The organism is Pseudonocardia hydrocarbonoxydans, assembly GCF_006539565.1.
In the GTDB taxonomy this organism is placed as follows: Bacteria; Actinomycetota; Actinomycetes; order Mycobacteriales; family Pseudonocardiaceae; genus Pseudonocardia; species Pseudonocardia hydrocarbonoxydans.
In genome coordinates, this window is record NZ_BJNG01000026.1 from 113,416 (window position 1) to 138,043 (window position 24,628).

23 protein-coding genes are annotated in these 24,628 nt (G+C 74.5%); 14 read left to right on the top strand and 9 right to left on the bottom strand.

What is annotated here, in order from left to right; genetic code table 11:
• Window positions 1-64: 64 nt before the first annotated feature.
• From PHY01_RS16540 to PHY01_RS16560, 5 genes are all read right to left on the bottom strand, one after another.
• A complete protein-coding gene (locus PHY01_RS16540; protein WP_141279687.1) occupies window positions 65-313 on the bottom strand; it encodes a hypothetical protein in 249 nt (82 codons plus the stop codon).
• Window positions 314-327: 14 nt separating this feature from the next.
• A complete protein-coding gene (locus PHY01_RS16545) occupies window positions 328-2,010 on the bottom strand; it encodes a sodium:solute symporter family protein (protein ID WP_141279689.1) in 1,683 nt (560 codons plus the stop codon).
• A 126-nt stretch (window positions 2,011-2,136) separates the two neighbouring features.
• On the bottom strand, window positions 2,137-2,625 hold the full coding sequence (locus PHY01_RS16550; RefSeq protein ID WP_141279752.1) for a GNAT family N-acetyltransferase: 489 nt from the start codon (window positions 2,623-2,625) through the stop codon (window positions 2,137-2,139).
• 39 nt (window positions 2,626-2,664) lie between these two features.
• Window positions 2,665-4,752, bottom strand: coding sequence for a malate synthase G (locus tag PHY01_RS16555; protein WP_141279691.1), 2,088 nt, complete (start codon window positions 4,750-4,752; stop codon window positions 2,665-2,667).
• Between the two features lie 48 nt (window positions 4,753-4,800).
• Window positions 4,801-5,367: an RNA polymerase sigma factor gene (locus PHY01_RS16560; RefSeq protein ID WP_246085953.1), complete on the bottom strand. Its 567-nt coding sequence runs from the start codon at window positions 5,365-5,367 to the stop codon at window positions 4,801-4,803.
• A 130-nt stretch (window positions 5,368-5,497) separates the two neighbouring features.
• Between PHY01_RS16560 and PHY01_RS16565 the strand changes: the two genes are divergently transcribed.
• The 3 genes from PHY01_RS16565 to PHY01_RS16575 all read left to right on the top strand — a co-directional run bounded on the left by PHY01_RS16565 (window position 5,498) and on the right by PHY01_RS16575 (window position 8,695).
• Entirely contained in the window at window positions 5,498-6,133 is a 636-nt protein-coding gene (locus PHY01_RS16565) for a response regulator transcription factor (RefSeq protein WP_141279695.1), read from the top strand.
• Window positions 6,134-6,236: 103 nt separating this feature from the next.
• On the top strand, window positions 6,237-6,710 hold the full coding sequence (locus PHY01_RS16570; RefSeq protein WP_141279696.1) for a hypothetical protein: 474 nt from the start codon (window positions 6,237-6,239) through the stop codon (window positions 6,708-6,710).
• 8 nt (window positions 6,711-6,718) lie between these two features.
• Complete coding sequence (locus tag PHY01_RS16575) at window positions 6,719-8,695, top strand: sensor histidine kinase (RefSeq protein WP_141279698.1); 1,977 nt, start codon at window positions 6,719-6,721, stop codon at window positions 8,693-8,695.
• A gap of 4 nt (window positions 8,696-8,699) precedes the next feature.
• On the opposite strand, the gene PHY01_RS16580 is transcribed toward PHY01_RS16575, so the two are convergent.
• On the bottom strand, window positions 8,700-10,187 hold the full coding sequence (locus PHY01_RS16580) for a S8 family serine peptidase (RefSeq protein WP_170183845.1): 1,488 nt from the start codon (window positions 10,185-10,187) through the stop codon (window positions 8,700-8,702).
• A gap of 114 nt (window positions 10,188-10,301) precedes the next feature.
• On the bottom strand, window positions 10,302-11,177 hold the full coding sequence (locus tag PHY01_RS16585; RefSeq protein WP_170183846.1) for a LysR family transcriptional regulator: 876 nt from the start codon (window positions 11,175-11,177) through the stop codon (window positions 10,302-10,304).
• Between the two features lie 154 nt (window positions 11,178-11,331).
• On the opposite strand from PHY01_RS16585, the gene PHY01_RS16590 reads away from it, so the two are divergent.
• The 8 genes from PHY01_RS16590 (at window position 11,332) to PHY01_RS16625 (ending at window position 20,825) form a co-directional block, all read left to right on the top strand.
• Entirely contained in the window at window positions 11,332-12,258 is a 927-nt protein-coding gene (locus PHY01_RS16590) for a dihydrodipicolinate synthase family protein (RefSeq protein WP_141279704.1), read from the top strand.
• Window positions 12,251-14,005 (top strand): oxidoreductase, encoded by a 1,755-nt coding sequence (locus PHY01_RS16595; protein WP_170183847.1) that lies wholly within the window; start codon window positions 12,251-12,253, stop codon window positions 14,003-14,005. Before PHY01_RS16590 ends, PHY01_RS16595 begins: the two co-directional genes overlap by 8 nt.
• The gene (locus PHY01_RS16600; RefSeq protein ID WP_141279708.1) at window positions 14,002-15,324 is read left to right on the top strand and encodes an MFS transporter; all 1,323 of its coding nucleotides are present in this window, start codon (window positions 14,002-14,004) and stop codon (window positions 15,322-15,324) included. Before PHY01_RS16595 ends, PHY01_RS16600 begins: the two co-directional genes overlap by 4 nt.
• Window positions 15,321-16,091 carry an SDR family NAD(P)-dependent oxidoreductase gene (locus tag PHY01_RS16605; protein WP_246085949.1) on the top strand — a complete coding sequence of 257 codons (771 nt, stop codon included), beginning with the start codon at window positions 15,321-15,323 and terminating at the stop codon, window positions 16,089-16,091. Before PHY01_RS16600 ends, PHY01_RS16605 begins: the two co-directional genes overlap by 4 nt.
• Window positions 16,088-16,837, top strand: a complete 750-nt coding sequence (locus PHY01_RS16610; protein WP_141279712.1) for an SDR family NAD(P)-dependent oxidoreductase — start codon at window positions 16,088-16,090, stop codon at window positions 16,835-16,837. Before PHY01_RS16605 ends, PHY01_RS16610 begins: the two co-directional genes overlap by 4 nt.
• A gap of 88 nt (window positions 16,838-16,925) precedes the next feature.
• Window positions 16,926-18,380, top strand: coding sequence for an FAD-linked oxidase C-terminal domain-containing protein (locus tag PHY01_RS16615; protein ID WP_246085950.1), 1,455 nt, complete (start codon window positions 16,926-16,928; stop codon window positions 18,378-18,380).
• Window positions 18,380-19,480 carry an FAD-binding oxidoreductase gene (locus PHY01_RS16620; RefSeq protein WP_141279714.1) on the top strand — a complete coding sequence of 367 codons (1,101 nt, stop codon included), beginning with the start codon at window positions 18,380-18,382 and terminating at the stop codon, window positions 19,478-19,480. Before PHY01_RS16615 ends, PHY01_RS16620 begins: the two co-directional genes overlap by 1 nt.
• Before the next feature lie 7 nt (window positions 19,481-19,487).
• Window positions 19,488-20,825, top strand: a complete 1,338-nt coding sequence (locus tag PHY01_RS16625) for a (Fe-S)-binding protein (protein WP_141279716.1) — start codon at window positions 19,488-19,490, stop codon at window positions 20,823-20,825.
• 4 nt (window positions 20,826-20,829) lie between these two features.
• Here PHY01_RS16625 and PHY01_RS16630 read toward each other — a convergent pair whose 3' ends face one another.
• Window positions 20,830-21,453, bottom strand: a complete 624-nt coding sequence (locus PHY01_RS16630; protein ID WP_246085954.1) for a thioredoxin-like domain-containing protein — start codon at window positions 21,451-21,453, stop codon at window positions 20,830-20,832.
• Between the two features lie 146 nt (window positions 21,454-21,599).
• Between PHY01_RS16630 and PHY01_RS16635 the strand changes: the two genes are divergently transcribed.
• Window positions 21,600-22,160 carry a DinB family protein gene (locus PHY01_RS16635; protein WP_174824129.1) on the top strand — a complete coding sequence of 187 codons (561 nt, stop codon included), beginning with the start codon at window positions 21,600-21,602 and terminating at the stop codon, window positions 22,158-22,160.
• A 73-nt stretch (window positions 22,161-22,233) separates the two neighbouring features.
• Entirely contained in the window at window positions 22,234-23,577 is a 1,344-nt protein-coding gene (locus PHY01_RS16640; RefSeq protein ID WP_141279718.1) for a thiamine pyrophosphate-binding protein, read from the top strand.
• Window positions 23,578-23,602: 25 nt separating this feature from the next.
• Here PHY01_RS16640 and PHY01_RS16645 read toward each other — a convergent pair whose 3' ends face one another.
• Complete coding sequence (locus tag PHY01_RS16645; protein ID WP_141279719.1) at window positions 23,603-23,824, bottom strand: hypothetical protein; 222 nt, start codon at window positions 23,822-23,824, stop codon at window positions 23,603-23,605.
• Window positions 23,825-23,912: 88 nt separating this feature from the next.
• Between PHY01_RS16645 and PHY01_RS26570 the strand changes: the two genes are divergently transcribed.
• Entirely contained in the window at window positions 23,913-24,554 is a 642-nt protein-coding gene (locus tag PHY01_RS26570) for a TetR/AcrR family transcriptional regulator (RefSeq protein WP_170183848.1), read from the top strand.
• Window positions 24,555-24,628 lie beyond the last annotated feature (74 nt).

The following is a 24,628-nucleotide window of genomic DNA, read 5'->3' on the forward strand; positions in this document are numbered from 1 at the left end:
GCTCCGGCCCCGCGCGCACGCCCGGAGGTACGCGCGGGGCCGGGAGGTGCGCGCAGGGTCCGGCTCAGCCGGTGACCGTCGGGCGCAACCGCTGCCAGGTCACGAACAGCGCGGCCACGACGAGCATGCCGATGCCCGTCCACAGGTTGAGGTGCACTCCCCCGGCCTTGGCCAGGTCCTCGGCGCTGGTCCCGAAGGCTCCCAGCAGCGTCAGGATCACCCCGTACGCGCCGAACAGCACGGCGATGACGGTGCGCAGGTCGAACAGGGACGCGGCCGCGCTGCGCGGCTCGTCGGTCGTGTGATCGGTCATCGGGATCCCCTCCGTCAGGGCACGAGCAGGTAGAGGCCCGCGGTCATGACGACCACGATGCCGCCGAGCAGGGCGGGCGAGCGGTACCAGCCGGCGTCGTCACCGGTGGTGGAGTGGCTGCGCTCCTCCTTGGAGGTGAGCGACCACACCAGCCCCACCAGCTCGGCGTCCGGCCTGGGCCGCGTCACCGCGGAGACGGCCACCGCCACCACGATGCCGACGACGAACGCGGCGCTCGCCCCGACGAAGCTGCCCGCCTGCGACGACAGCGCCAGCACGTCGGTGCGCACGAGCACGTCGATCGTCACCGCGGCGACCGTGCCGGACACCAGGCCCGTCCAGCCCGCGGGGCCCGTCATCCGCTTCCAGAACAGCCCCAGGATGAAGATCGCGAACAGCGGGGCGTTGAAGAAGCTGAACAGGGCCTGGATGTAGTCCATGATGTTCTGGTAGCTGCCCGCCAGGAACGCCGTGGCGATGGCGAGCAGGCAGCCGACGATCGTGACGGCGCGGCCGACCCGCAGGTAGTAGCCGTCGTCGCGGCCCGGGCGCAGCCAGTCCTGCCAGATGTCGTAGGTGAACACCGTGTTGAGCGAGCTGACGTTGGCCGCCATGCCCGCCATGAACGCCGCCAGCAGCCCGGCCAGCGCCACGCCGAGCACGCCGTTGGGCAGGACCTCGCCCATCAGCAGCTGCAGCGTGTTGTTGTAGGTGACGCCTTCCGCGCCCGCGCCCGCCTTGAGGTCGATGATCTGCGGCACGAGGATCGCGGCGATGATGCCCGGCACCACGATGACCGCCGGGATCAGCGCCTTGGGGAACGCCGCGATGATCGGGGTCCGCCGCGCCGCCGACATCGACTTCGCCGACAGGCACCGCTGCACCTCGGCGAAGTTCGTCGTCCAGTAGCCGAAGCTGAGCACGAACCCGAGCCCGAACACGATGCCGACCACCGACAGGAACGGGTTCTCGATCTCGGTCAGCTCGGTGCCCGGCCACGCCGAGAGCTGCTCCGCGCCGCCCGGGCCCGCGGTCACCCGCTCCACCAGCCCGTTCCAGCCCCCGACGCGGGCGAGACCGGCGACCGTCAGCGGGATGAGCAGCGCGAGGATCACGAAGAACTGCAGGACCTCGTTGTAGATCGCCGCCGAGAGCCCGCCGAGGAAGGTGTAGCTCAGCACGACCAGCGCGGCCACCGGGATCGCGATCGCCAGCGACCACCCGAGCAGCGCCTCCAGGACGAGCCCGAGCGCGAACAGGTTGACGCCCGCGATCAGCACCTGCGCGAGCGCGAAGGTCACCGCGTTGACCCGCTGGGTCGTGGAGTTGAACCGCTTGAGCAGGAACTCCGGGACACTGCGTGCCCGGGAGCCGTAGTAGAAGGGCATCATCACGATGCCGAGGAAGACCATCGCCGGGACGGCGCCGATCCAGTAGTAGTGCACGGTCGCCATGCCGTACTGCGCGCCGTTGGCGGTGAACCCGATGAGCTCGATCGCGCCCAGGTTCGCGGAGATGAACGCCAGGCCCGTCACCCACGCCGGGAGCGAGCGACCGGAGAGCAGGAAGTCCAGGCTCGAGTTGACCGAGCGCCGCGCCGCGACGCCGATCCCCAGCGCCAGGATGAAGTACAGGGCCACGAACACGTAGTCGACGAAGGTCGTGTCGAGACGCAGGTCGGCCTGCGCAGAGATCATGTCGTCCCCCCGGGGCGTCGATGCCGTGGGGCGGATGATCGCTCCCTCCGGGCCCGCGCGCCACACGTACCGCCGCAGGTCAGCGCGGGTCCGGACGAACCGGACGAACCCGTCTGCGGCGGGCCCTCAGTCGACGCGCCGGCGCAGCGACTTGGCGTAGCAGCGGCTGTTCGGCTCGCAGCGGTAGGTGCCGAAGTTCGGCATCGGGGCGTAGCCCTCGCTCGTGTAGAGCGCGATCGCCTCGGGCTGGAGCGTGCCGGTCTCCAGGACCACCCGGGCCCGCCCGGCCGCGGCGGCGGTGCGCTCCAGCTCGGCGAGCACGGCGCGGGCGTATCCCCGCCCCCGGTGGGCCGCCGTGACGAACATGCGCTTGATCTCCGCGTCGCCGTCGCGGATCTCGGGGTCCTCCCCGCCGTCGCGGGCCCGCCAGCCCCCGCACGCGACGGCGGCCCCGTCGAGGTACCCGACCAGGAAGAACCCCCGCGGCGCCGCGAACTCCGAGGCGTCGACGGGGGTGTCGTCCTCGCCGCCGTAGCGCTCGCGGTACACCTGCTGGACCTCGGCGATCAGCCGGAGCGAGTCGGGGTGGTCGAACCGGGTGGGGCGCAGCTCCAGCACGCGCCCGACCCTACGACCGTCCCCGGGCCGTGCGCGTCAGCCGCTCGCCTTGGCCTTCTGCCGCCAGGTGGTCAGCGCCCGCTCGGTGTAGCCGCCCGGCTCGGCGCGGCCGGAGAACACCAGGTCCAGGGCCGCCTGGAAGGACGGGCTGCCCTCGAGGTCCTTCGCCATCGGCGCGTAGCCGGGCTCGCCCTCGTTCTGCCCGTCGACGATCTCGGCCATCCGCGCGAAGGTCTCCCGCACCTGCTCCTCGCCGACGACGCCGTGGTGCAGCCAGTTGGCGATGAGCTGGCTGGAGATCCGCAGGGTGGCGCGGTCCTCCATCAGGCCCACGCCCTCCAGGTCCGGCACGGTCGAGCAGCCGATGCCCAGCCCGACCCAGCGCACGACGTAGCCCAGGATCGACTGCGCGTTGGTCTCCAGCTCGTGGCGCTTCTCCTCGTCGGAGAGCTCCCCGGTCTGCACCGGGACCTCCAGCAGCAGTGCGCGGTCGGTGCGGCGCCCGGCCAGCTCCTCCTGGCGCGCCCGCACGTCCGTGCGCAGGTAGTGCAGCGCGTGCAGGGTGGCCGCGGTGGGCGAGGGCACCCAGGCGCAGTTGGCGCCCGCCTGCGGATGCGCGCCCTTCTGCTCCAGCATCGCGGCCATCGCGGCGGGCTTGGCCCACATGCCCTTGCCCACCTGCGCCTGCCCGGCGAACCCGGCGGCCAGCGCGACGTCGACGTTGCGGTCCTCGTAGCCGGTGAGCCACGACGTCGACTTCATGTCGTCCTTGCGCACCGCCGGCCCGGCCTCGAAGTCGGTGTGGATCTCGTCGCCGGTGCGGTCGAGGAACCCGGTGTTGACGAAGATGACCCGGTCCTGGGCGGCCTCGATGCAGGCGGCGAGGTTGAGCGAGGTGCGCTTCTCCTCGTCCATGATCCCGATCTTGACGGTGCGGGCCGGCAGCCCCAGCGCCTCCTCGACGGCCGCGAACAGCTCGACGGTGAGCGCCACCTCCTCGGGCCCGTGCTGCTTGGGCTTGACGACGTAGACGCTGCCCGCGCGCGAGTTGGAGTAGCGGCCCAGTCCGCGCAGGTCGTGCAGCGCGGCGGTGACCGAGACCAGCGCGTCGAGCACGCCCTCCGCGACCTCGGCGTCGCCCGCGTGCACCGCGTTGGTCGTCATGTGGTGCCCGCAGTTGCGCACCAGCAGCAGCGAGCGGCCGGGCAGGGTCAGCTCCGTGCCGTCGGGGGCGGTGTAGGTGCGGTCGCCGTGCACCGACCGCTCGACGGTCCGGCCGCCCTTCTCGAACGAGGTCGACAGCGTGCCGGTCATCAGCCCGAGCCAGGTGCGGTAGGCCGCGGTCTTGTCCTCGCCGTCGACGGTGGCGACCGAGTCCTCCAGGTCGACGATCGTGGTGACCGCCGACTCCAGCACGACGTCGGCCACGTGCGCGTGGTGCTGCCGGCCGACCTGGTGCTCGGCGTCGATCCGCAGCTCGACGTGCAACCCGTTGCGGCGCAGCAGGATCACGCCGTCCGCGGAGCCGGCGAACTGGGACGGGTCGGCCGGCGCGGGGCTGAGCACCCCGTCGGTGACCGTGTACTCCGACACGTCGGCGTGGCTGCCGGAGGCGAGCGGGAACAGCTCGTCGAGCAGCTCGTCGGCCGCGGCGATCACCTGGGCGCCGCGCTGCTCGTCGTAGCCGGGCTCCAGCTCGCGGTCCAGCGGGAGCGCGTCGGTGCCGTAGAAGGCGTCGTAGAGCGAGCCCCAGCGCGCGTTGGCGGCGTTGAGGGCGTAGCGCGGCACCGTGGAGGGCACGACCAGCTGCGGGCCGGGCACCTCGGCGATCTCGGTGTCGACGCCGGACACCCGCACCCGCGGCGCGCCCTCGGGCAGCAGGTAGCCGATGCCGGTGAGAAACTCCGCGTACGCGGCCGGGTCGCCGGCCCCGTGCTCGCGGTGCCAGTCGTCGACCTGTGCCTGGAGCTCGTCGCGGCGGGCGAGCAGGGTCGCGATCCGCGGCGCGAAGCGCTCCTGGAGGTCCGCGAGGACGCTCCAGAAGCGGTCCGGGGAGACGTCGAGCCCGGGCAGGAGCTCCTCGGCGACGAACGTGCGCAGGGTCGGGTCGATCCGCAGGTCCATGAGTACTTTTCTACCATACGGATCAAGTTTTCCGCATCGCGGAAATTCTCAGGCGGAGATCCCCGCGAGTTCGAGCCGCCGTCGCAGGTCCTGCAGCGTCCGCGCGCGGGTCGGGCCGAGGCTGCCGACGGCCATCCCGAGGTCGTGGGCGATCTCGGTGTAGGGCCTGCGGTCGTCGGTGAACAGGGCGTCCATCAGGGCGCGGCGCCGGGCCGGGAGCGCGTCGAGCGCCGTGCGCAGGGCTGCGTGCACGTCGGCGTCGACGGCGATCTGCTCCGGCCCGGGCCGCGGGTCGACGGCCGCCGCGACCGGCTCCTCGGCCAGTACCGACCGCGAGCCCACGCGCAGCACCCGGATGCACTCCCGGCTCACGACCGTGGCCAGCCAGCCCCCGAGGTGCTCGGGGGTGTGGATGCGGTGCACGTTCTCGGCCAGGCGCAGCCACGTCGCCTGGGCGACGTCGAGCGCGTCGGCCTCCTGCAGCCGGAACCCGGCGATCCGCGAGCGCAGCAGCGGGGTGTAGCGGCGGACCAGCTCGGTCCAGGCGCCCGGCACGTGGGCGGCGGCGGCCGCGAGGAGGTCGGTGGTGTCGGCGGACTGCGGGGTCGTCTGCATCACGGGGCCCTTCCGGCGCTTCCTTCGGTGGACACCGCTGACGCTCGGCTCCGGCGGGTCCCGCGACGAGGCCCGCGGTCCCGTCGCGGCCGGGACGTCCGCCCGCCCTGCCGGGCTACAGTCCCGAACCATGGAGCCGGTCACGGTGCTCGTGGTCGACGACCACCCGCTGATGCGCCGCGGGCTCGCCACCCTGCTGGGCCTGGAGGACTGGGTCGCCCGCGTCGTCGAGGCCGGGTCGGTGCGCGAGGGCGCCGCGACCGGGGCGGCCGAGTCCGTCGACGTCGCGGTGGTCGACCTGGGCCTGCCCGACGGGAGCGGCATCGACCTCGTGACCCGCCTGCGCCGCACCCCCGGATGCCCCGTGCTGGTGCTGACGATGACCCGCGACGACGCCACCGTCCGCGCGTGCCTGGCCGCGGGGGCCACCGGCTACGTGCTCAAGGACAGCCCGCCCGACACGGTCGTCCGCGCCGCCCGCACCGTCCTCGACGGCGGGCTGGTGCTGGGGCCGGAGGTGGCGTCCGCGGCGCTGGGCCCGCCCCGCCCGGCCGCGCTGCCCGCCCCGCTCGACCGCCTCTCCCCCGCCGACCTGCGCCTGCTGACCCTGATCGCGCAGGGCCGCACCAACGGCCAGCTGGCCCGCGAGCTGGGGGTCGCGGAGAAGACCGTCCGCAACCGGGTCGCGATCCTGCTCGGGGTGCTCGGCGTCGCCGACCGGGTGCAGGCGGCGCTGCTCGCGCGGGACCGGGGGCTGCTGCACTGAGCGTCGCCGGCGGCTGGGCCGAACGAGTGCAAGCCGCTTCCACTGCGGCGACCGTGCTGCCACGCTCAGTTGGAGTCACCCCCACCTCAGCCCCGGAGGAGCGATGACCGAGCCCGAGACGCCCGTCGTGGCCATCACCGACAACGACCAGCTGCTGCACATCGCTCCGGCCGACGACGTGCTCGCCCACATCCGCACCGAGGAGCAGACCGTGCCGCCCGCGGACCGGCCGGCCTGGGACTTCTACACGGCCACCGGGCAGGTGCTGGTGCGCGTCACGGACCAGGCGACGGGCGAGCAACGGCTGGAACCCGACGCGACCGCCGAACCCCCGACCGCTCTGGACCGGCAGCTGCTGGTCGACCGGATCGACGCGTTCCTCGCGGCCGTGCAGGTGGAGGCGACCAGGGACCTCCTGTCCGGCGTCGAGACCGACCACGTCCGCACGCCGCGTGCCGTCGGCGACCTGCCCGACGTCGTCATCGGGCTGGCCGCGGTGATGTCACCGCACGGGGTGTTCACGCAGCCGGACGTCCGCGACTGGATCCACAACCTCGGACACCGGATCTTCGGCTGAGCGACGCGATGACCGGGCGGGCGCACGGCGGCCGGGGGCCGGTCCAGTGGCTGGTCGACCTGCCGGTCCGGGTGCTCGTCGCCGCCGGGATCGGTCTGGTCGCGTTCGGTCTGGCCGGCGTCCTGACCGGTCAGACCGGTCCGGTTCCCGGCACCGCGGCACTGCCGACGTCGATGGCCGTCGCCTTCACCCCGCTCGGGGTCTTCGTCACCCGCCGGATGCCGGGCCACCCGCTCGGCCGGCTGATGCTGCTCGTCGGCCTGAGCGCCACCGTCGCCGCGCTCGCCGTCGCCTGGGCCGCGGCCCTGCCCGCGGCCTGGCTCAGCCAGTGGAGCTGGTGGCCGCCGCTCGCGGTGATCCCCGTCCTGCTGCTGCTCGTCCCGGACGGGCGGCTGCCCTCCCCGCGCTGGCGGCCGCTCGCCGTCGTACTCGTCGCGGCCGCCGCCGTCGCCACGGTGGCGCTGGCCGCGGCGGCGGCCATCAGCCCTCGGGGCCTGCTCGTCGATCTGGCCACCCCTCCGCCACCGGCCGCGCAGGTGCTGCTCGGCGTGGCCGCGTCTGCCGCCGCGCTGGTCCTGCTGGCGACGCTGGGCGTGCTCGTCGCCCTGATCGTCCGGTGGCGGGCCGCGCCGGCGCTCCAGCGTCGCCAGATCGCCTGCCTGCTGCCCAGCGCCGTGCTGCTCGTGGCCGGTGTCGGCCTGTCGGTCACCGAGCTGCCGGCGCCGTGGCTGCTGGCCGTCGCCGCCCTGCCGCTGGGTCTGACGTTCGCCGTGCTCCGCTACCGACTGCACGACCTGGACCTCTACGTGCACCGCGGCGCCGTCTGGCTCGTCCTCACCGGCCTCGCGATCGCCACCTACGCCGTCGTCGTCACCGGGGTCAGCGGCACCTTCGTCGAGGCCGGCTCACCCACCGCGGCCCTGCTGGGCGCGGGGGCCGTCGCCGCGATCCTGCAGCCGGCCCAGCATCTCGCGCAGCGGGGGGTGTCGCGTCTGCTCTACGGCCGCCGGGACGACCCCTACGCCGTCATCACCTCCCTCGGCCGCTACCTCGGGACGATGCGGGACCCGCTCGCGGTGCTCCCCCGGATCACCTCGACGATCGTCGACGAGCTCAAGGTGCCCTACGCGGCGCTGGTCCTCATCGGCACCGACGGCGAGGCCACCACCGCCGCCGAGCGCGGCCGCTGGAGCGGCCCGCCGCAGCGGTTCCCCCTGGTCGCCCACGGCGAGGCGGTCGGGGAGATGCTGGTGACCCCGCGCCGGGCCAACAGCCGGTTCTCCGCCGCCGAGACCCGTCTGCTGGGTGACCTGGCGGGGCAGGCGGCGCTGGCCGCCGAGGCCTGTCGCACCGCGGTCGCGCTACAGCGGGCCCGTGACCGCCTCGTCCTGGCCCGGGAGGAGGAACGCCGGCGGCTGCGGCGCGACCTGCACGACGGCGTCGCCTCCGCGCTGGTGGGGACCCGGATGATGACCGACGTCCTGCGACGCTCGCTGCCCCCGGACTCCACGGGCCTGCTCGACTCACTGGCCTCGGACCTCGACGCCTGCACCGCGGAGGTGCGCGAGCTCATCGACGGGCTGCGACCGGCCGCGCTCGACGAGGGCGTGGAGAAGGCCCTGCTCGGGCTGGCCGAGCGGGCCGGGGAACAGGGACCCCGGGTGTCGGTCACCGTGCACGGCGACCTCACCGACCTCCCCGCGGCGGTCGAGGTCGTGGTCTACCGCGTCGCGGCCGAAGCCCTGACCAACGTCCTCAAACACGCCCACGCGAGCACCGTCACCGTGGTGGTGCGGCGCGACGAACGCCACCTCTCGCTGCGTGTCACCGACGACGGCACCGGGTTCGCCGTCGCCGGCGCCGGAGACGCGGGGGTGGGCCTGGCCTCGATCCGGAGCCGGGTCGAGGAGCTGGGCGGCGAGAGCGGGATCCGGTCCAGCCCGTCGGGCACCGTGGTCGAGGCCCTGATCCCGCTCACCGGCTGACCTGCTATAAGTCCGGCGGGAGCGGGATGTCGTCGTCGGGCAGCTCCGGCCCGAGCGGAGCGGCCTGCACGGCCGCGAAGATCACGTCCAGGTCCGGCATCACCCCGATGAGCCGTGCGTCGCCCACCGGCTTCTGCGGCGTGCCCTGCGGGGCGGGCGCCGACAGCACGTCACGGACCGTCTCCGGGGCGACCGCCCGACCACCGTGTGCGGCCCGGTGCAGGCTCTCGACCAGCACCGCGACCCCCGCGATGATCGCGGTGGCGGAGCTCGTCCCGGCGTACTTCTCGAAGTACCCCTCCGAGGTGGCCGTCGCGGTCGGGGCCGCCACGCCCTCCCCCCACGCGTAGCAGTCCACGCGCCGTCCGTAGTTCGACGTCGGATGGCGCCGGTGCCCGTCCTGGTGCACCCGCTTCACGCAGGAGCCCACCAGCACCGCGCCCGAGTCCCACTCCTCGACACCCCGCTGCAGCCTGCGCTGCGGCTGGTCCGCGGCGGGCCGCCACGCGTCGATGTCGCGGGAGCCGTTGGCCGCCGCCTCGATCACCACGATGCCGGCGTCGGTCGCCTTCTGGATGTGGTCGAAGTCGGCGAGGTCGGTCTCGGTCGGGAGCAGACCGAACAGGCCGAGCCGCTGCGTCTCCAGCACGAGCACGTCGCCCGCCCGTAGGTACGTCGCGGCCTGGACGATCGCGGGCGTGACGTCCAGATCGTCGCCCGTCGTCCGGTTGAAGTGCGAGCAGGCGCGCAGCCAGGCGATGCGCGGTGCGATACCGAGGACGGGCACGCCGGGGCCGGTGGCGGCGATCACGCCGAGCGTGGCCGTGCCGTGGTCGCCGACGAAGACCCCGATGCCGTCCCGGTTCACGCGATGGGGGTCGGGCAGCACCTTCGGGGTGTGCGCCGCGAGCGCGGGATGGGTGATCCGCCAGCCCATCTCGATGTCGACGAGCCGTACCCCCTGCCCCTCCCCGCCCGGCCGGGTCCACGCCGACCTCGCGTCGACCCCGTGAGGTCGTGCGTCGAGATAGCCCTGGCCCAGCATCGTCGTGGTCGAGGCGGCCGCCGTGGAGGCGTTCGCGCTCGGGCTCGCGGCCGCGACCCGGGCCTCCGCGTAGGCGGTGTCGACGACGTCGCGCAGCGCCGCGAGGCGCCGGGCCACCTCCGCCGCGTCGCGGCTCTCGCGGCGGTCGACGCGCCAGTACAACCGTCCGGAACGGCGGTTGCGCCGGTCCGGGCGTCGCCGCCGGGCCCGCTCGTCGAGCCGGTCGGCATCCGCCGCCGCCGCCCGCGGGATGAGCCGTTCGTTCCGGGGAGAACCCAGATCGACCAGCAGCCGGGCCAGCTCGCCGAAGACGTCGTCGCCGACCAGCCTGCGCAGGTCGTCGACATCGGGATCGGTGCGCAGCACGAGGATCACGAATCCGCTGGGCACCCCGCCGTCGAACTGCGGCTCGGGCTCGGGGGGAGGTTCACCGGGTGGAAGTGTCATCTCGCCGCCCTTTCGCCAGGCTACCGTCCGATCCCCGACCGCCGGGCCAGCGTACGAACCACTCGACGGGGTGGGAACCGCCATCAGGCCGCGCGCCGGTGCAGACCCGGGACCTCACCCGCGCTCCTGCGGCCGCGTGCGACGCGCCACCGCCACGAACTCCGTCACCAGCGGGTGGGCGGCGCTGCGCAGCCAGGCCAGGGAGATCGGGACGCGCGGGGCGTCGACGATCTCGCGGTAGCGGATGGCGGGATGGCTGTAGAGCCGGCCCGTCGACGCCGGGGTCAGGCCCACCCCGCGGCCCGCGGCGATCGCCTCCATCCACTCGTCGACGTTGCGGACCCGCACCATGATCTGCGGCCGGCGCCCGGCGTCCCACAGGTCCGGTGTCGTGGTGCCGGACACGACGTTGATCACCACCGGCCCGTCGGCGAGGTCGGCGAGGCGGACCACCTCGTGCGCGGTCAGCGGGTGGTCGGCGGGCAGTGCCGCCACCCGCGGCTCCTCGGCCAGCACCAGAGAGCTCAGGCGCGGGTCGTCCGGCACGCCGGGCAGGAAGCCCACGTGGGTGCGCCCGTCGGCCAGGCCCGCGACGGCGTCGTCGTAGCGCCGGATCTCGACCACGACGTCGGGGTGCTCCTGCTCGAACGCCCGGACGATCGGCCCGGTGTACTCGGCCGTGGAACCCCAGGTGAAGCCGACGCGCAGCACCGGCAGCCGGTCCGACGCCGCCCGCACGGCCTCGTCCATCGCCGAGAGCACACGGTGTGCGTGCGGCAGGAACCGGACGCCCGCCGCGGTGAGGGCCACCGAGCGCCGGTCCCGCCGGACCAGCGCGCCGCCCACCATCCGCTCCAGCCCGGCGATCGTGCGGCTCAGGGCGGGCTGGGTCATCCGCAGCCGGACGGCGGCGCGGGTGAAGCTGAGCTCCTCGGCCACCGCGACGAACGCGCGCAGGTGCCGCAGCTCGACCGCGTGTTCCTGCGTCATCTGCGCACCCCTCACGGCATCTCTGTGATGCCCCTCATGCATAACACCTGCCAGATCGGCATTTCCACCGCCCCGAACCACGGACGTAACTTCCCGTCAACCCGCCGGTCGCTCTCCTCCGACCGGCGGCCCCGACGAAGGGAGAAGACCGACGATGGTCTCACTGCGCGGTGTGATCCCCGCCCACCTGCTGCCGTTCACCGCCGATCTGGAGATCGACGAGCCCCAGCTCCGGCGGCACGTGCGCGCCCTGCTCGACGTGGACGGCGTCTCCGGGATCACCACCAACGCCCACGCCTCCGAGGTCGCGACCCTCACCGCCGACGAGCAGCGCCGCGTCCTCGACATCGTGCTCGACGAGGCGGCCGGCACCGTCCCGGTGATCTCGGGTGTCTACCAGGACGGGTCCGCCAAGGCCGCCCGGATCGCCGCGGACGCCGAGGCCGCCGGTGCCGACGCGCTGCTCGTCTTCCCCTCGGTCGTGTTCGACGGCGGGTCGCAGCTGCGGCCGGACATGGCGTTCGCGCACTACGCGGCGATCGCCGACGCCACGAGCCTGCCGATGATCGCGTTCATCTACCCGTCCACGTCCGGCCTGCGGCTGGGCACCGACGCGGTCGTGCGGATCTGCTCGGAGATCGACAACGTCGTGGCGGTCAAGGAGTGGTCGAACGACATCGTCGCCTACGAGCGCAACCTGCGGGCCCTGCGCTCGCTCGCCAAGCCGATCTCGGTGCTGTCGAGCTTCAGCCGCTCGTTGCTCACCTCGCTCGTGCTCGGCGCCGACGGGGTGCTCTCGGGTCACGGCAGCCTCGTCGTCGACCTGCACGTCGCGCTGTGGCGCGCGGTCGAGAAGCAGGACCTCGCCGAGGCCCGGCGCATCTGGGAGCGCATCCGCCCGGTGGCGGAGGTCTGCTACGACGACCCGTTCCTCGACGGCCACAACCGCATGAAGGTGGCCCTGGCCGAGCTGGGACGCATCGACCAGGCGCACGTACGGCCGCCCCTGCAGCCCGTGGGTGCCGCCGAGCGCGCCCGGATCCGGGCCGTCGTCGAGCGTGCGGAACTGTCTCGTGGCTGACCTCTTCGACCCCGTCGACATCGGCGGAGTCACGCTGCGCAACCGGACCCTGCTCCCCTCGATGACCACCCGCCTCGCCGACGACGACGGCCACGTCACCGACGCGACCGTCGCCTACTACCGGGCGCGGGCGGAGGGCGGTGTCGGCCTGGTCACCGTCGAGATGGCGTCGCCGGAGATCGCTGGCAAGCACCGCTTCCACGAGCTGGGGATCTACCACGACCGGTTCCTCCCGGGCCTTCGCCGGCTCGTCGACGTGCTGCACGAGGCAGGCGCGAAGGCCTCGATCCAGCTCGGCCACGGCGGCAGCCGGGCGCGCAGCGTCGTCTCGGGGGTCCGGCCCGTCTCCGCGTCGGCCGTGCCGACGCCGGTGTTCGAGATCGAGCACGAGATCGCCGTGCCCGAGGCGATGACGGCGCAGCGGCTGGAGGAGGCGTTCGCCGCGTACGTGGCCGCCGCGCGCCGGGCCCGCGAGGCGGGCTTCGACGTCGTCGAGCTGCACGGCGCGCACGGCTACCTGATCTCGCAGTTCCTCTCCCCCCTGGAGAACACCCGGACCGACTCCTACGGCGGGTCGCTGGAGAACCGGGCCCGCTTCGGCCTGGAGATCCTGCGGCGCATCAAGGCCGAGGTCCCGGGCCTCCCGGTGATCTTCCGCATCGGAGTGGAGGACTTCTTCTCCGGTGGCCTCACCCTCGACGAGGGCATCCAGGTGGGATGCTGGGCCGAGCGCGACGGCGCCGACGCGGTGAGCGTGACCGCGGGGCACTACCGGTCGCTCCCCGACGCGGCCCGGATGATCCCCCCGATGATGTACCCGGAGGCCACCTTCCTGGACTACGCGGCGCGGATGAAGCGGTCCGTGGCCGTGCCCGTGATCGGGGTCGGGCGGCTCGGCGACCCGGAGGTCGCGGCGCGCGCGGTCGCCGAGGGCAAGCTCGACGTGGTCGCGCTGGGCCGTCCGCTCATCGCCGACCCGCAGTGGGTCGCCAAGGCACAGGCGGGCGAGCCGGTGCGGCGCTGCCTGGCCTGCAACCACTGCGTCACGCACATGCGCTCGGGGGCGACGCTGTCCTGCGTGGTCAACCCGGCCACGGGACGCGAACTGGAGTACGCCGACGCCACCCCCGCCACCGGGCGCCGCATCGTGGTGCTCGGCGCGGGACCGGCCGGGCTGACCTACGCCGCCCAGGTGGCGCAGGGCAACGACGTCGTGGTCATCGAGCGGGCCGACCGGCCCGGCGGGGCGTTCCGGCTCACCGGTCTCGCGCCGCGGTTCAACGACGTGGTCGCGGCCGAGCCGACTTTCGCCGCGTACGTCGCCGAGATGGAACGCGACTGCGCCCGCAAGGGCGTCGCGTTCCACTACCGCACCGAGGCCACCACCGAACTGCTCCGCGACGCCGACCTCGTCGTCGTCGCCACCGGGGCCCGCTACCGGTTCGGGCTCGGCGCGGTGGTCCCCCGGCTGCTGCACACCCGCGCCGCGCGCTCGCGCGCCGCCCACCGCCTGTTCGCCTCCGACCGGATGCGCGACTGGCTCTACCACCGGCTCCGCCGCGGGGCGGGCGCCGCCGTCGCGGCCCGGCTCCCGCTCGCCGCGCGCACGGAGGTGGTCGTGATCGGCGACGCCGCCCGTGCCGGCAAGGCCCGCGAGGCGATCACCAGCGCCTACGACGCCGCCCTGCGCAGCACCACCCGAACCACCCCCGACCCGACCCGACCCACGGAGGTCGCATCCCGATGACCGACATCTCAGAGCGGCCCGCAGGCGGCGCACCCGCCGACGCGGCCACCCCTCGCCAGACCCGCAAGGTCGCCTTCGCCAGCCTCGTCGGCACCACCGTCGAGTGGTACGACTTCTACATCTACGGCACCGCCGCGGCGCTGGTGTTCCCCACGGTGTTCTTCCCGGACTTCTCCCCCGCCGCGGGCCTGCTCGCGTCGCTGTCCACCTACGCCGTCGGGTTCGCCGCGCGGCCGCTGGGCGGCATGGTCTTCGGCCACTACGGCGACCGGGTCGGCCGCAAGAAGATGCTGGTCATCTCGCTGCTGGCCATGGGGATCGCGACGCTGGCGATGGGGCTGGTGCCCGGGTTCGCGCAGATCGGGATCCTCGCGCCGATCCTCGTCGTGGGGCTGCGGTTCGTCCAGGGCGTCGCCGTCGGCGGCGAGTGGGGCGGTGCCGTCCTGATGGCCGTCGAGCACGCACCACCGGGGAAGCGGGGCTTCTACGGCTCGTGGCCGCAGATCGGCAGCCCGCTGGGGCTGGTGCTGTCCACCGCCGCGTTCTCCGCCGTCGGGTTCCTGCCCGACGAGGACTTCCTGGCCTGGGGCTGGCGCCTGCCGTTCCTGGCCAGCGCGCTGCTCATCATCGTCGGGCTCGTGGTGCGGCTGCGGATCATGGAGTCGCCGGTGTTCGCGCAGATGGAGGCCGCGGGCAGCACCGCGCGCATGCCCGTCAAGGACGCCATCACCCGCCACACCCGCAGCGTGTTCGGCGCCGCAGGCGCGTTCGTCATCATCAACACCGTCTTCTACCTGGTGACCGTGCTCGGCCTGTCGTGGGCGACCACGCACGTGGGCATCCCCCGCGGCACGTTCCTCGGCGCCGTGCTGGTGGCCGCCGTGGTGATGTGCCTCACCGTGCCGGCCTTCGGCGCGCTGTCCGACCGCCTCGGCCGCAAGCCGGTCTTCGGCGCGGGCGCGGTCCTCGTCGCGCTGTTCGCGTTCCCGCTGTTCTGGCTCATCGAGTCCGGCTCGACGCCGCTGCTGTTCCTCGGCATCATCGTGATCATGGGTATCGGCCACCCGCTGATGTACGGGCCGCAGGCCGCGCTGTACTCGGAGATGTTCCCGCCGGAGGTCCGCTACAGCGGCGCGTCGCTGGGCTACCAGATCGGCGGCATGCTCGGCGGGCTCGTCCCGCTGCTGGCCAGCGCCCTGCTCGTCGCCTACGACAACGCCGCATGGCCGATGTCCGCGCTGCTGGCCGTGATCGCCGTGATCAGCCTGGGCTCGCTGCTGAGCATCCGCGCCCGCTACGCCGACGAGGTCGCCTCGTGAACGCCGTGCTCGCCGGCCGCACGGCCGCCGTCACCGGCGGGGGCCGCGGCATCGGTGCGGCCATCGCCGCGGCGCTGGCCGGGGCGGGCGCGACCGTCGCGGTCATCGACCAGGACGCGGAGGGGGCGAAGCGGACGGCGGACGGGCTCGGCGGCGTCGCCGTCGCCGCGGACCTGACCGACGCCGAGCAGGCCGAGCGCGCCGTGCAGGACGTGGTCGACGCCCTGGGCGCCCCGGACGTGTTCGTCAACAACGCGGGCATCCTGCGCGCGGGCGACCTCACCACCTCCCCGGTGGACGACTGGGACGCGCAGTTCGCCGTCAACACCCGCGCCGCCTACCTGTCGGTGCGGGCCGCGTCCCGGCACATGCGGGAGCGCGCCGCGGGCGGGTCGATCGTCGTGGTGACCTCCAACTGCGCCGACACCCCGCGCATGGACCTCGGCGCGTACTGCGCGTCGAAGGCCGCGACGGACATGATGGCCCGCTGCCTCGCCCTCGAGCTGGCCGGCGAGGGCATCCGCGTCAACACGCTGTGCCCCGGTTCGTGCGACACCGAGCTGCAGCGCGAGCAGTGGCGCCGCCTCGGGATCGGCCCGGAGCGGCAGATCGCCGGTGACCCCGCGAAGTTCCGCACCGGCATCCCGATGGGGCGCCTCACCACGCCGGAGGACGTCGCCGATCTCGCGGTCGTGCTGGCCTCGGACGCGACGCGCTTCGTCACCGGGCAGTCGTGGCACGTCGACGGCGGGCAGACGCTCTCATGACCGATCTCGACGGCCTCACCGCGCTCGTCACGGGCGGCGCGTCCGGGATCGGCCGGGCGACGGCCCTGCTGCTTGCCGAGCGCGGCGCCACCGTGGCGGTGCTGGACCTCGACCCCTCGGGGGCACCGGACCCGCTGCTGCGGGTGCGCGCCGACGTGGCCGACGACGCCTCGGTGGCGTCGGCGGTCGCCGAGGCCCTCGACCGGCTCGGCGGCCTGGACGTGCTGGTCAACAACGCCGGCATCGGGGCCTCGGGCACCGTCGAGGCGGGCGGCCTGGACGAGTGGCGGCGCGTGCTGGAGGTCAACCTGCTCGGCACGGTGCGTGTGACCCGGGCGGCCCTGCCCGCGCTGCGGGCCTCGTCCGCGGCCTCGATCGTCATGGTCGGGTCGATCGTGGCGACGGCGGGCCTGCCCGAGCGGGCGCTGTACTCCGCCAGCAAGGGGGCGGTGACGGCGCTCGCCCGCGCGATGGCCGCCGACCACGTCGGGGAGGGCATCCGGGTCAACTGCGTGCACCCCGGCACCGTCGACACGCCGTGGATCGGGCGGCTGCTCGACGCCGCCACCGATCCCGACGCGACCCTGACGGCGCTGCGGGCCCGCCAGCCCCTCGGCCGGCTCGTGTCGATGGACGAGGTGGCGCACGCCGTCGCCTACCTCGCGAGTCCGGCCGCGGCCTCGGTGACCGGCACGGAGCTGGCCGTCGACGGCGGCATGGCCGGGCTGCGGATGCCCCGGGCATGACCGCGGGCGCCCGCGCCGAGGTCGGCGCGGGCGCCCGTCCCGTCGTAGTCTCGTTCGGACCATCGACACGCAACGAAGGGGGCGACCCGTGACGCTTCACGGCGGGGTGCGGCAGGCGTTCGAGCGTGTGCTCGATCCGGCGGACGTGCTGTCGGACCCGGTGAAGTGCCGGGCCTACGAGTGCGACGGCCTCACCGGCTACCGGGTGTGCCCGGACCTGGTGCTGCTGCCCCGCGACGCCGCGCAGGTGGCGGCGGCGGTGCGGGTCTGCCACGAGCACAAGGTGCCGTTCGTGGCCCGCGGGGCGGGCACCGGCCTGTCGGGCGGCGCGCTCCCGGTCGCCGACGGCGTGGTGATCAGCCTGGCGCGGCTCAAGCGGGTGCTCGAGGTCGACCCGGCGAACCGGCGGGCGGTCGTGGAGCCGGGCGTCACGAACCTGGAGATCACCGCGGCCGCGGCGCCGCACGGCCTGTACTACGCGCCCGACCCGTCGAGCCAGCAGGTCTGCACGATCGGCGGCAACGTCGCGGAGAACTCCGGCGGCGCGCACTGCCTCAAGTACGGGTTCACCACCAACCACGTGCTGAGCTGCGAGGTCGTGCTGCCCGACGGGTCGGTGGTCACCCTGGGCACCGACACCGGCGAGCAGGCCGGGCCCGACCTGCGCGGGGTGTTCCTCGGCTCCGAGGGCACCCTGGGCATCACCACCTCGATCACCGTGCGGCTGCTGCGCACCCCGGAGTCGGTGCGCACGCTGCTGGCCGACTTCCCGTCGGTCGCCGCGGCGGGTGACGTCGTGTCCGACATCGTGGCGGCCGGGATCGTGCCCGCCGCCGTCGAGATGATGGACACCCTGGCCATCGAGGCGGCCGAGGAGGCCGTGCACGCGGGCTACACCGTCGGGGTGCCGGCGGCGCTGGTCGTGGAGCTGGACGGCCCCGTCGAGGAGTGCGACGCCCAGTTCGAGCAGGTGAAGGCGATCTGCGAGAAGCACGGCTGCACGCGGCTGCACATCGCCGGGTCGGTCGAGGAGCGCGCGAAGATCTGGAAGGGCCGCAAGGCCGCGTTCGCCGCGGTCGGCCGGATCTCCCCGGACTACTTCGTGCAGGACGGCGTGGTGCCCCGCACCCGGCTCGCCGAGGTGCTCGACCGGATCGCCGGGATGGGCACCGACGCCGGGCTGCGCGTGGCCAACGTCTTCCACGCCGGCGACGGCAACCTGCACCCGCTGGTGCTCTACAGCGCGGCCGCGGGCGAGACCGAGCGCGCCGAGCGCCTGTCCGGCGAGATCGCGGAACTGTGCGTCGAGATGGGCGGGTCGCTCTCGGGCGAGCACGGCATCGGCACCGACAAGGCGTGCTCGATGCCGAAGATGTTCTCCGAGGACGACCTCGCCGTCATGGCCCGCGTGCAGGCGGCCTTCGACCCGCACAACCTGTGCAACCCGGGCAAGGTGCTGCCCACGCCGCGGCTGTGCGGCGAGCGGCCCGGCAAGTACCGGGCCCATCCCCTCGAAGAGTCCGGAGTGATCGAGCGCCTGTGATGACGACCACGACCACCCTGCGACCGACCGACCTCGCCGAGGTCCGCGACGCCGTCCGCGACACCCCCGGCCGTCTCGCCGTCGCCGGGGCGGGCACCGCCGCCGGCTGGGCGGGCGAGCTCGGGGCCGTCGACGCCGTCCTCGACCTCGCCGGCCTCACCGGCGTGATCACCCACAATCCCGGCGACATGACGGTGTCGGCCCACGCGGGCACCCCGCTGCGCGCCCTCACCGAGGAGCTGGCCGAGCACGGCCAGCACGTCTCGCTCGACGCCGCCCGCATCGCCGACGGCGCCACGCTCGGCGGGCTGCTGGCCACCGCCGACTCCGGCCCGTCGTCGCTGGTCTACGGCACCCTGCGCGACCTCGTCATCGGCGTCACGGTCGTGCTCGCCGACGGCACCGTGGCCCGCAGCGGCGGGCACGTGATCAAGAACGTGGCCGGGTACGACCTGGCGAAGCTGCTGCACGGCTCCTACGGCACCCTCGGGGTGCTGGCCGAGGTCGTGCTGCGGCTGCACCCGGTGCCGAAGCGCACGGCCACGCTCGTCGTCGACGCCCCGCTCGCCCGGGCCGCCGAACTCGCCGCCCGCGTGCTGGAGGGGCCGTTCGAGCCGGTGGCGCTGGAGTGGACCAGCGACGGGCGGCTGCTGGTGCGCATCGAGGGCACCGACGAGGCGCTCCCGGCCCGGGTGGCGCGCCTGCAGGAGGTGCTGGGCGCCGGTGCCACCACCCCGGAAGGGGACCCGTGGACGCGGCACGCCGAGCTCACCCGCGGGGCGCCCGACGCCGCCGTGCTGCGGATCGGGGCCCGGCCGTCGCTGCTGCCCGCGCTGGTGTCCGAGCTCGCACCCGACGCCGCCACCGCCGGGCTGGGCACCGGGGTCGCCACCGTCTCGCTGCCCCCCGACGCCGTCGCCGACGCCCACACCCGGGTGCACGCCGCGGGCGGCACCTCCCAGTTGCGCAGCCGCCCGGTGGGGGCCGACGCCCCCGCCTGGGGCCCGCCGCCGTCGGCGCTGGCCGTGCTCCGCGCCGTCAAGACCGCGCTCGACCCGGACGGCCGCTTCGGTCCGGGCCGCTTCTCCCCCTGGATGTGATCTCGCAGTGACCACCCCCGCCGGCTCCGCCGACACCAACATCCCGCAGAACGGGCCGTCCGCGTTCGACGCCCACCGCCCGCCCGAGCGCGAGCTGCTCGACGACTGCGTGCACTGCGGCTTCTGCCTGCCGACCTGCCCCACCTACCAGCTGTGGGGCGAGGAGATGGACTCCCCTCGCGGGCGCATCTACCTGATGGACCTCGCCAGCAAGGGCGAGATCTCCCTCGACGGCCCGTTCACCGAGCACATCGACGCCTGCCTCGGCTGCATGGCCTGCGTGACGGCGTGCCCCTCGGGCGTCCAGTACGACAAGCTGCTGGAGTCGGTGCGCCCGCAGGTCGAGCGCAACGTGCAGCGCGACCGCGGCGACCGGCTGTTCCGCGAGGCGATCTTCTCGCTGTTCCCGTACCGGCGGCGGCTGCGCGCGGCCGCCCTCCCCGGCGCGCTGTACCAGAAGCTGCGCACGATCCCGGCGGTCCGCAGGCTCGCCGAGAAGCTGCCCGGGCGGCTGGCCGCGATGGAGTCGCTGCTGCCGCCGGTGTCGGTGCGCGCGGCCTTCGCGCAGCTCCCGGTGTTCACCCCGGCCGTCGGGGCGCGGCGCGGGCGGGTGGCCCTGCTGTCGGGCTGCGTGCAGGACGTGTTCTTCCACCGGGTCAACGAGGCGACGGTGCGCGTGCTCGCCGCCGAGGGCTACGACGTCCTCGTGCCGCGCGACCAGCAGTGCTGCGGCGCGCTGGAGCTGCACGCCGGCCGCGAGGAGACCGCGCTGGGCCGGGCCCGGCGCACCATCGCCCGGTTCGAGACCCTCGACGTCGACACCGTCGTCACCAACGTCGCGGGCTGCGGGTCGTCGATGAAGGACTACGGGCACCTGCTCTCCGACGACGAGGCCTGGGCGTCGCGTGCCACGGCGTTCAGCGGGCGGGTGCGCGACGTGCACGAGGTGCTGGCCGAGCTGGAGCCGGTGGCGCCGCGGCACCCGTTCCGCGGGCGGGTGGCCTACCACGACGCCTGCCACCTCGGGCACGCGCAGAAGGTGCGCGCGCAGCCGCGCGCGGTGCTGCGCTCGATCCCCGACGTCGAGCTCGTCGACCTGCCGGAGGCGGAGCTGTGCTGCGGGTCGGCGGGGATCTACAACATGGTGGCGCCGGAGGCGGCCGGTGAGCTGGGTGTCCGCAAGGCGGGCAACGTGCGGTCGGTGCGGCCCGACGTCGTCGTCACCGCCAACCCGGGCTGCCTGCTGCAGATCGGCAAGTACATGGCGGCCGACGGGGTGCCGATCCTGCACCCGGTGCAGCTGCTCGACGCGAGCATCCGCGGGGTGCCGGTCCCCCGCACCTGAGGCGTCAGGACTCCGGGACGGCCCCGGCCCCCGCGTCGGGGACCGGGGCGAACGGCGGCGGCGACGCGCGGTCGAAGTAGCCGCGGCCGATCTCGTCGCAGGACGCCCCCGGCTCGGGGTGGGTGTAGCGGTTCTGGCGCAGGGCCGCCACGAACTGGTCGATGCGCGGGTCGTCGGCGTCGTCGAGGGCGAGCTGGTGGCCCCAGGACTGCAGCGAGATCGGCGAGTCCATGTCCGGGTAGGGCGAGAGCACCATGTACGGCTGCCCCTCCACGCGCGCGGCGAGGGCGTCGAGGTCGGCGCCCCCGACCCGCTCGGGGTCGTAGGCGATCCACACCGCACCGTGCTCCAAGGAGTGCACGAGGTTCTCGCTGCGCAGCGGCTGCGGGTAGACGACCCCGTTGCACGCGGCCCAGGCCTGGTCGTGCGCGCCGCCGATGGGCGGGGTGAAGGTGTACGCGACGCGCTGGTCGGGCCCGACGTGCTGCCCGCCGTCGAACACCATCCCCTCGACGCCGTCGATCAGGACCGAGGGGTCCTTGTTCTCCGCGGTCGGGGCGAACGCCGCGAGGTCGACGGGCGCCGCCGCGGTCTGCCCGGGCAGGACCCCGCAGCCGGCGAGCAGCAGGGCGGAGGCGATCACCGGGAGGGCGAGCAACGGGGCACGTGTGGTCCGGAGCACGCCGCGACGCTACGACATCCGGGTGGGTCGCCCCGATCCGGCCACCGGTGACGATCCGGATCCCGTCGGGGTCGGCCCCTACGGTGGCCGCCATGGACATCGACTGGACGCGCGAGCTCCTGGAGCAGCTCGAATGGCACTGGCACCACCAGCTCCGGCCGCGGCTGGCCGGGCTCGGCGACGAGGAGTACCTGTGGGAGCCGGTGCCGGGTGCGTGGAGCGTGCGCCCGCGCGGCACGTCGACGGCCCCGGTGCAGGCGGGCGGCGGGGCGTTCACGATCGACTTCGCGTTCCCGCCCCCCGATCCGGCCCCGGTCACGACGATCGCGTGGCGGCTGGCGCACGTGATCGTCGGGGTGTTCGGGGCGCGGGTGGCCGACCACTTCGGCGGACCGCCCGTCGACTACGAGCACCACGACTACGCGGGCACCGCCGACGCCGCGCTGCACCAGCTCGACACCGTCCACGACGCCTGGGTCGCGGGGGTCCGCGGGCTCGACGCCGACGCGCTCGCCCGCCCCGTCGGACCGGCGGAGGGCCCGTTCGCGGAGTCGCCGATGGCCACGCTCGTGCTGCACATCCACCGGGAGGCCATCCACCACGGAGCCGAGATCGCCCTGCTCCGCGACCTCTACACCGCTACTCACCGCTGATGCCCCTACGACGAACGGGTTGATCGTGCTCCGGGTGCGCGCGCCGGGGCACGGGGGCGGGCAAGGTCGTCGCATGGACGTGGATCGCACCGGCGGTACGGCCGTCGCCGAGACCCTCGGCGCGCACGGCGTCGACGCCGCCTTCGGCACGCCGGGCCATCCGCTGCTGCCACACCTGGCGGCCGCCGGGCTGTCGGTGTTCACCCTGGGCACCGACGCCGCGGCGCACCGGGCCGCCGCGGCGTACCGGCGCGTCAGCGGCCGGACCGGGGTGGTGGTCGCCGGCGACGGTCCCGACCCGGACGTGCCCGACCCGCTGCTGTTCCTCACCGCGCACGGCGGCGGCACCGTCGCGAGCCCGGACGCCGCGGCCGGCACCGTCGCCGCGGCACTGGCCGCGATGCACCGCGGGCGGCCGCGGGCGGTGCAGGTCGACGTGCCGCCCGACGTGCTGGCGCAGCAGTGGCACGGCCGGTCCGCCGCGGTGGCGCCGCCGGCACCGCCCGTCGCCGACCCCGACGCGGTCCGGCGGGCCGCGGCGCTCCTGGAGGCCGCCGAGCGCCCGCTCGTCGTCGCCGGGGGCGGGGCGGTCGGCGCGGCCGGCGAGATCACCGCGCTGGTGCAGGCGCTCGGCGCGCCGGTCGTCACGACCGCGGGCGGCAAGGGCGTGGTCGACGACGGGCACCCGCTGTCCGCCGGGGCGTCGGGCCGCCTGGCCGCCGTCGCCGGGGCGGTCGCGGACAGCGACGTCGTGCTCGTGGTCGGCAGCGACTTCACCTGCCCCGACGGCGTGACCTCGATCCACATCGACCTCGACGAGACCCGCCTGCCGCGCAACGGCACCGGCGTCGGCCTGCTCGGCGACGCCACCGCGACCGTCGCCGCCCTGCGCGGTGCCCTCCCGCCATGGCGCACCGCGATCGGCGTGGTCCGCGCCGCAGCGCTGCGGGCCGCCTGCCGCGAGCAGGCCCGGGCCGACGGGCGGGCCTACGAGCTGGTCAACGACGTGCTGCGCGACGCCCTGCCGCCCCACGCGGTGCTCGTCGGGGGCACCACCGCCGTCACCCGGCTCGGGTCGGTGCACTTCTTCCCGGTGCCCGCGCCCCGCCTGTTCTGTCCCGGTGGCCTCGCCGCCGCCATCGGCGCCTCCGCCGCCCGGCCCGCGCGGCCCGTCGCGGTACTGCTCGGGACGGGCGCGTTCGACACCGCCGCCGCCGACCTGGCCACCGCCGTGCAGCTGGGGCTCGCCCTGCCCGTCGTCGTGGTGCGCGACGGCAGCGACCACGGCGGCGCCGACCCCCACGCGGTCGACGCGGCGGGGGCGATCGAGGTGCGGGCCACCGAGCCGGACGACCTGGTGGACCTCGTCGCGGACGCGTTCGAGGCGGACCGGCCGACGGTGATCCGGCTGGGATAGGTCTTCCGAGAGTGATCCGGCGGGCTCACCGCTTGCGGCGCTCCAGCACCCCGATGGTCACGACACCCGCGACGACGACCAGACCCGGCCAGATCCACGCGGCCACCCCCGCGTCGCCGTCGAGGACCAGGCCCCACAGGCCTCCGGTCGGCGCCCCGAACGCCAGCACGACCAGCGGCACGACCCCCAGCGTGACGACGACGAATCCCACGAGGCCCTGCCACGCCTCGCTCGTCCTGCTCCTCATGACTCCCCCTCCCCCGTTGTGAATGCGTTCGCATTGGAACAGTGGGTGCGGGACTTGTCAATGCGAACGCATTGTTACGCTCGGCCGCGTGCCCCGCTCCGTCGACCACGACGCCCGCCGCTCCGAGCTCGCCGCCGCCGTCTGGCGACTGGTCGCCGACGCCGGCATGGAGGCCGTCTCGCTGCGCTCGGTCGCGGCGGAGGCGGGTGTGTCGATGGGCCGGGTCCAGTACTACTTCCCGACGAAGGACGACCTCCTGCTGCACGGCCTCCGGGAGGCCCACCGGCGCATGGAGTCGCGAATCGCGGCCCGTCTGGCGAAGCAGGGTGGCGCGGCCGGCGAGCGGGAGGTGCTCCTCGCCGTCCTCGACGAACTCCTCGGCGGACACCCCGAAACGCGCGACGCCATCCGCATCCACACCTTCTTCGCCGCCCGCGCCGGCCGCGACGATCGCCTGGCTGCCGTCCTGACCGAGGGCGACGAGGAGCTGCAGTCACTCGCCGTGTCGGTCGTCGCCCGAGCCAGGGCCGACGGCCGCGCCGGACCCGACGTCGATCCCGAACTCGACGGCCAGGCGCTGTGGACCCTCGCCCGCGGTCTCGGCGGCGACGTGGTGCTCTACGGGGCACCGATCGAGCAGGCGCGGCGGGTGCTGCACCATGTGGTCCGGCGACTCGTTCCCCCGGTGCGCGACGATGCCCCCCGCGCCGAGGTCGACCCGGGGACGTGAGCAGTCTCGATCAACCGCGGTGGTCGTGGGGTTCGGTGCGGTAGGTGTGCCCGGTGGGGGTGGTCCACTCCACC

Excerpts from the sequence above, each read along its gene's own strand:
- PHY01_RS16540 (WP_141279687.1), bottom strand. The coding sequence starts at position 313 with ATGACCGATCACACGACCGACGAGCCGCGCAGCGCGGCCGCGTCCCTG.
- PHY01_RS16545 (WP_141279689.1), bottom strand. The coding sequence starts at position 2,010 with ATGATCTCTGCGCAGGCCGACCTGCGTCTCGACACGACCTTCGTCGAC.
- PHY01_RS16555 (WP_141279691.1), bottom strand. The coding sequence starts at position 4,752 with ATGGACCTGCGGATCGACCCGACCCTGCGCACGTTCGTCGCCGAGGAG.
- PHY01_RS16560 (WP_246085953.1), bottom strand. The coding sequence starts at position 5,367 with ATGCAGACGACCCCGCAGTCCGCCGACACCACCGACCTCCTCGCGGCC.
- PHY01_RS16565 (WP_141279695.1), top strand. The coding sequence starts at position 5,498 with ATGGAGCCGGTCACGGTGCTCGTGGTCGACGACCACCCGCTGATGCGC.
- PHY01_RS16570 (WP_141279696.1), top strand. The coding sequence starts at position 6,237 with ATGACCGAGCCCGAGACGCCCGTCGTGGCCATCACCGACAACGACCAG.
- PHY01_RS16575 (WP_141279698.1), top strand. The coding sequence starts at position 6,719 with ATGACCGGGCGGGCGCACGGCGGCCGGGGGCCGGTCCAGTGGCTGGTC.
- PHY01_RS16580 (WP_170183845.1), bottom strand. The coding sequence starts at position 10,187 with ATGACACTTCCACCCGGTGAACCTCCCCCCGAGCCCGAGCCGCAGTTC.
- PHY01_RS16585 (WP_170183846.1), bottom strand. The coding sequence starts at position 11,177 with ATGACGCAGGAACACGCGGTCGAGCTGCGGCACCTGCGCGCGTTCGTC.
- PHY01_RS16590 (WP_141279704.1), top strand. The coding sequence starts at position 11,332 with ATGGTCTCACTGCGCGGTGTGATCCCCGCCCACCTGCTGCCGTTCACC.
- PHY01_RS16600 (WP_141279708.1), top strand. The coding sequence starts at position 14,002 with ATGACCGACATCTCAGAGCGGCCCGCAGGCGGCGCACCCGCCGACGCG.
- PHY01_RS16610 (WP_141279712.1), top strand. The coding sequence starts at position 16,088 with ATGACCGATCTCGACGGCCTCACCGCGCTCGTCACGGGCGGCGCGTCC.
- PHY01_RS16620 (WP_141279714.1), top strand. The coding sequence starts at position 18,380 with ATGACGACCACGACCACCCTGCGACCGACCGACCTCGCCGAGGTCCGC.
- PHY01_RS16635 (WP_174824129.1), top strand. The coding sequence starts at position 21,600 with ATGGACATCGACTGGACGCGCGAGCTCCTGGAGCAGCTCGAATGGCAC.
- PHY01_RS16640 (WP_141279718.1), top strand. The coding sequence starts at position 22,234 with ATGGACGTGGATCGCACCGGCGGTACGGCCGTCGCCGAGACCCTCGGC.
- PHY01_RS16645 (WP_141279719.1), bottom strand. The coding sequence starts at position 23,824 with ATGAGGAGCAGGACGAGCGAGGCGTGGCAGGGCCTCGTGGGATTCGTC.